This is a genomic window from Galbibacter sp. L-19, from assembly GCF_056857615.1.
On the sequence record NZ_JBSXNL010000020.1, the window covers coordinates 21,134 to 27,280 of the forward strand.

Genomic DNA, 6,147 nt, shown 5'->3' on the forward strand with positions numbered 1-6,147 from the left:
ATATATTTTTGTATTTTTGGTATTTAACCTTAAAGAAAAATTTATGAGATATTTATTGATATTGATGGTAATTTTTTTTGTTAATGATACTAAAGCCCAAGAAAGTACTCCTTTATACAAAGGGTTAATTTATAATATGCCTAAAAAAGAAGCATATAAAGAGTTAAAAAAGAACAAAGAATTATATACGGATATTTCATTTGGAAATGGAATATTGTGGAATATTAACAGACAAAACTTCACTATAAATAATGGCTTATTGAAAGCATTAACACTTAATCCAAAATCTTCTCTGTTTGGATTAAGCCATGAAAATGCAAAAGTTTATTTACAAAATAGTTTTGCATTTTTTGAATCTAAAAATTATGATATTTTAATTGAGCCTGACAATTGGGATGTACCCGCTTTGTTTTCTAGTAATAATAAACATGGTCTCGTGTTGGTTAATCCTGATAAAACAATAGTAGTAGAATTAAGATCTATTGAAATATCTTATAATTCTTATGCCGTTAACCTTGGTATTAGTAATTATGATGCATATATGAAATATTTAAATGACATTGAAAATTATAATGAAAAGCAGCAAAACAAAACAGGCTTTTAACTAACACAAACCTACCATTTCAAAACCTAAACCAACACAGTATATTTGCTGTGTTGGTTTTTTTAATATATTTGTTACCGACAACACAGTACTAGGAGCAATCCTAAGACTTTTATTTTTAACGATAGCGAATCCCTTACAACGGTGTCCTGTAGGAAACGAGAGGAAATCCAGTCCTAGACTGTGTTGTCACACCTAAAGTGGGGATTCGTGTATTTATAATTTTCGATTATGACAACAGAAAATTTAACACAAGCAAAAAAATCCAAGTTAATGCTAGAGGCATTGATAGATCTTGGTAACCAAGGCGACTTTGGTTTTTTAAAAAACCACATCCTTCTTATGTACGAAGGTGCTCAAAACCACGATGCACTCGACGATCCAGAAACTAGAAAAGAATTATTTACTAGTTTTAAGCAACTTTACAATTTCTTTGTCATTATGGAAATGTATAACGATTCCGAAGTACAACACATAAATACTTTGTCATGAGCGTCAAAACAGATTATTCCGTAGAAATAAAAAAACTGCTTAGCAGTTTTTATACGCCAGTAGCTTCTAAAGATGAGGCTACCGACTCAACCGTATACAAAACCCTAACAGAACTCCATGAAGAAGTAACTCGTATACTTCCAAAACGTTGGATATACGAAGACGATGTATACCAAGCCTTACTTGGGTTAGATTTTAAAGTGTTTAAACAAATCAACGAGGAAGGGAAAACAGAATTATTTTATTATCTTGATGCTAAATAGATTAAGCGATGTCACACACAATCATCCAATTTGAATATTCCTGACTAGAACTCATTTCCAATTCTGTATACAGGGCAATTGGAGAAGTTATAAGATTAGGGAGGTTTTTTAGTTAAAATAAAAGCTAATTAACTTGAATTCAAGCATTTACTGTGTTATATTAGACTGACTTAAAACATTGATAATGACAATAATAACAGGAAAATTCAAAGGAAACCACGAAGATTTAAAAATGTTTGCTTGGTGTGGAGTAAAATATATTTCAACTAAATTTATCGGAATTAACACCTTAATAGTGAAATGGATTTGCGAAGAAGAAAACTACACCAAAGCACTAGAAGAATGTATGGAATGTGTTAACATGAAGCAATTAGAACGTTGGAATATCGATTTACATTACTTCGGATAGCATTCCATAATTTTAGTTTATACCACCCAACTCGGGTGGTTTTTTTATGTCCTTTTTTTTACTCTATAATAGCCACATCTTGGCACTATGGAAACGGGTACAATATTTTTACGAGACGTCCTAGAGCAAATGCGAACGCTTAACCACGAAGGTAGAGCGGTTCCTTTTTCTATTTCATTTCGTACGCTAAATCGGCAGTCTAAAACAGGCGGTCGGTTAGTTACTTACCCACATGCTAAATTGGTAATTAAAGAAGAAAACAAAAAAACCGACACCATTACTGGGTTAAGATACCACAAACGACAAGTTACCATCCGACGTAAACCCAACCATTGGCACAACAAAACCCGAAACATAAAATTGCCAAATGGCAATATTAAAAAAGTGCATATCAATCACATTATTTCCTTTAACAATAAAAAAGTCGTGTATTAATGAGCAATGTAATATTTCACGGAGACGTAGCCTTTGGAAAAGGATCAAACACCGCTTTTAGTTTTGGTAAACCTATAGGTCCAAAAGAAGAGCAACATACCGTTATTAAAAAAGAAGCTTTAGGAAATAGTAGTGGCGATGTGGCAAAATGGGGCGACGACAACATGTTTCCTCATAATTTTTTAAAAGCACTGAGTCTTAACGGAGCAGGTGGCGCAGGGCTTCGATTTTTAAAAGCTACCCATTACGGTCAAGGCTTTATGTTATTTAAAGAAGAAGTCACCGAAAACGGTAAGCGAGATAAATTATTGGTATCTCCTACCGAATACCCAGAGATTAAAAGTTTTTTCTTAAAAAATAAAATGAATCGTTTTTGGCTTGAAACCATCGCCGATTTAGAAACCTTCAACCTTGGATTTCCAGAGTTTATACTATCTAAAGATTACAACAAAATACTAAGTGTTCGCAGATTACCGACTGCAAAATGTCGATTTAAAAAAATGAACGAAAGTACTGGCTTAATTGAAGAAGTCGGCTTTTGTCACAACTGGAAATCCTCCACTACTTGGGATAGCGAATATGTAGAACGAATAAAGGTCGTAGATAGCTATTGGAACGGAGAACAAATCAGAGAGTATTGCAAAAAATATAAAATTCACAAATTTGTAATGCCAATTTTTTATCCAATGATGGACGAAACTTACTACCCAAAAGTAGACTGGCATGCTGTGTATCATAACGGATGGTTAGACGTAGCCAACTCCATTCCCGAGTACAAACAAAAACTTTTCCAAAACCAAATACACATTAAGTATGTGGTACATATTTCTGAAGAATACTTCCAACGAACTTATGGAACAGACTGGCAAGATTTTAAGCCCGATAAAAAAATTGAAATTCGTAAAAAGCTCCTCGAAAATATAGATCAACATTTATCGGGTAATAAAAATGCAGGTAAATCTATTCAATCGGTTACCTATAAAGATGCTAATGGCGATTGGATTAAAGGTATACAAGTAGAAGCTATAGACGATAAACTTAAAGATGGTGCCTACCTACCAGAAGCTTCTGCAGCAAACTCAGAAATTATGTTTGCATTAGGTGTAGATCCTTCATTATTAGGTGCAGGAATACCAGGAGGAAAAATGAATACAGGTTCTGGAAGCGATAAACGAGAAGCCTTTTCTATACTTACCTCTTTATTTAAAAGCAAACGAGAAATAACACTCGATATCTGGCATATGCTTCGAGATTACAACCAATGGCCAGACGATATTGAAGGCGATTTTGCAAATACAGTTTTAACCACGCTAGACGCAAATCCTACAGGCGTACAAAACGGAATATAACCATGACACTATTAAAATCGGCATCCGACATTAAGAAACATGTAAGCATCAACTTTAATTTTACATGGGAAAACGTGCAACCTTTTGTTATACAAGCAGAACGGCAGTACATTAAATCTATTTTAGGGAGCACGCTTTATAAATCTTGGAGCACAACAGCGCCAACGAACGATGACGTGGTAAAAGAGGTATACGACCTTTGCACAGAAGCCGCTGCAAACCTTACCATGCTAAAATATATTCCGCAGGGAAATGTAAATGTATCAGATACAGGTATACAAACAAACTCCAGCGAATACACAAAGTCTGCCGAGTGGTGGCAAATTCGAGATTTACAACGTGCTTACGAAGGTAATGGCTTATCGGCTATAGATGAAGCTTTAAAGCTTATGGAGCAAAACGAAGCTTCGTTTTCAGACTGGGTAGGCACCGAAGGTTATACCATATTTAAAGAATTGTACACCCCAAAAACAGAAGACTTTCAACGCTATTTTAATATAAACTACAGTCGAAGAACTTTTTTAGCCTTACGCCCTTACACCATAGAAGCACAAGAACAAATATTTAATTGGATAGACGCATCCACTACCGATATCATTTTAGCGGCAGAGAATGATATAACAAGTAGCGCATTACAATATATGCAAGCTGCACAAGTAAATCATACCATTGCCAAAGCAGCTTCAAGTGGTGTTTTTTTGCTAAAGTCTAGCGGAATGTTTACACGTAGTGAAGAAGCTTCGTTAAGCAACACTAAAATCGATAAGCTATCGGAGGAAGAGTTATATAGATTACAACGAGACAGAACTACAGCAGGTGATGAGTGGTTAAAAAAGCTTAAAACTTTAATAGAAAACAATCCAGATATTTTTCCAGATTTCTCAGAAAATAACACGCCTACGGGTGAAGGTACTTTTATCAACACAAAAAGTATAGTGTCTTTTTAGTGTCCTTTTTTAAAAAACTAAAAAAAAAGAATTTCACATTAAAATAATAAGGGGTTATGCCAGCATTAAGACCATCTAACGAGTTACAAAATAAGTCAAATGTAAGACCTACTAACAATAGGTTTACCGAGGCATGGGCAGAAGACTTTAACGAAATAGGTGGTATCTTAACTGATCATGCCGACATACTGGATAGCCTTACGGGTAGCGTGTCTCCTTCGCCTTTTTATGGAACTTTCGATTCGTTAGCTACACTAGAAGCTGCTTTTCCTGTAGCCGAAGAAAACGCATACGCTATAATAGATGCAGGTGTAGGTAGTACTCCTCAGGTAGCTGTTTGGAATGATACCACCCAGCAGTGGGAAGGTGGAGATTATACAAGTAGTATTGTATGGCTTAACAATATAGAAGAACGACCAATTACTGGATTTGATAACACCCTTTATATAATTAAAGATTCTGGTAAAATATATTATTGGTTTTCTGGAGTTTATGAATTATTAAATGAGGTTAACGCCAATTCTTCAACTGAAATCGAAATAGACAACAATAGATTCAGATATGTAGGTGCAAATGTAAAAAGCATCGAAATAGGAGACATAGCAGCAGGAGGAATGTACGAATACAATGGTCAAAAATACTTTGGCGATTTAAAACTAATAGACAACACAGGAGATATAACAACAGGCATAGGTACAAAATGGCAACCATTAACGGGAGCAAAAATATAATTCATCAAATCAAAATCGAACTAATGAAAAAGTTAATATTTATAATTCTAATTATCACATCCTTTTTAGGATATAGTCAAGAAACACACTTTTTAGGAGTTGATTTTCCAACAGCTACTCATCAAGGAGATACAGCAAGCATCCAAACTAAAATTCCTATTTTCAATTCTAATAATCTTCTTAACTCGTATTTAAATGTTGGCGATTTAAACGGGTTGGTTGGAACTCAATGGGGTAATATACCAGGAACTTTAAGCGACCAGACAGATTTACAAAATGCATTGGATGATAAAATAGACACTTCCGAAAAAGGCGCAAATAATGGAGTTGCTACGCTTGATAACGATGGAAAATTACCAACAAGTCAAATACCAGAATCTTTGCTTGGAGCTGTTAATTATCAAGGGAACTACAACGCTAACACAAACACCCCTACATTATCTAATCCACCAAGTGCATCAACAAAAGGTTTTTACTATGTTGTTACTGTTTCTGGAACGCAATTTGGAACTTTTTACGACGTTGGAGACTGGATAATATCAAATGGTTCTGAATGGCAAATAGTAGAAAATAACAATGATGTTACGTCAGTATTCACTAGAAAAGGAGACGTGACAGCGCAGGAAGGAGACTATCAATCGTTTTACCCTAGATTATCGCAATCCTATTCAAATCCAACTTGGATAAGCTCTCTAGCATGGGGTAAGTTGTCAGGAACTCCAACCACTATTGCAGGTTATGGGATTACTGATGCTTATACAAAATCTGAAGGGAACAGTAGATATTTATTATCTGTAGGCAATACAACAAAAACATCAGGAGACTTAACATTTAACGATGGCTCTTCTCCTTCTTTTGGGACAAATGGAAATTCAAGAATATTTGGAAGTTCTAATGGAAGTACTTATTGGGATTTA

General features: G+C 34.8%; 9 protein-coding genes. All 9 read left to right on the plus strand.

The genetic code is table 11. The features are described 5' to 3' along the window. The first annotated feature begins 43 nt into the window (after positions 1–43). Positions 44–604 (plus strand): hypothetical protein, encoded by a 561-nt coding sequence (locus tag AC13CQ_RS00950; RefSeq protein ID WP_482882669.1) that lies wholly within the window; start codon positions 44–46, stop codon positions 602–604. Positions 605–835: 231 nt separating this feature from the next. Next, on the plus strand, positions 836–1,096 hold the full coding sequence (locus AC13CQ_RS00955; RefSeq protein ID WP_482882670.1) for a hypothetical protein: 261 nt from the start codon (positions 836–838) through the stop codon (positions 1,094–1,096). Then, on the plus strand, positions 1,093–1,359 hold the full coding sequence (locus AC13CQ_RS00960; RefSeq protein WP_482882671.1) for a hypothetical protein: 267 nt from the start codon (positions 1,093–1,095) through the stop codon (positions 1,357–1,359). Before AC13CQ_RS00955 ends, AC13CQ_RS00960 begins: the two co-directional genes overlap by 4 nt. 184 nt (positions 1,360–1,543) lie before the next feature. Then, entirely contained in the window at positions 1,544–1,768 is a 225-nt protein-coding gene (locus AC13CQ_RS00965; RefSeq protein ID WP_482882672.1) for a hypothetical protein, read from the plus strand. Between the two features lie 87 nt (positions 1,769–1,855). Then, positions 1,856–2,203, plus strand: a complete 348-nt coding sequence (locus AC13CQ_RS00970; protein ID WP_482882673.1) for a hypothetical protein — start codon at positions 1,856–1,858, stop codon at positions 2,201–2,203. After that, the gene (locus tag AC13CQ_RS00975) at positions 2,203–3,552 is read left to right on the plus strand and encodes a hypothetical protein (RefSeq protein ID WP_482882674.1); all 1,350 of its coding nucleotides are present in this window, start codon (positions 2,203–2,205) and stop codon (positions 3,550–3,552) included. Before AC13CQ_RS00970 ends, AC13CQ_RS00975 begins: the two co-directional genes overlap by 1 nt. A gap of 2 nt (positions 3,553–3,554) precedes the next feature. Next, entirely contained in the window at positions 3,555–4,499 is a 945-nt protein-coding gene (locus tag AC13CQ_RS00980) for a DUF6712 family protein (RefSeq protein ID WP_482882675.1), read from the plus strand. Positions 4,500–4,555: 56 nt separating this feature from the next. Further along, positions 4,556–5,230, plus strand: a complete 675-nt coding sequence (locus AC13CQ_RS00985) for a hypothetical protein (protein WP_482882676.1) — start codon at positions 4,556–4,558, stop codon at positions 5,228–5,230. Between the two features lie 23 nt (positions 5,231–5,253). Then, positions 5,254–6,147 (plus strand): hypothetical protein (locus AC13CQ_RS00990; RefSeq protein ID WP_482882677.1); only part of this gene is annotated, 894 nt, incomplete at its 3' end.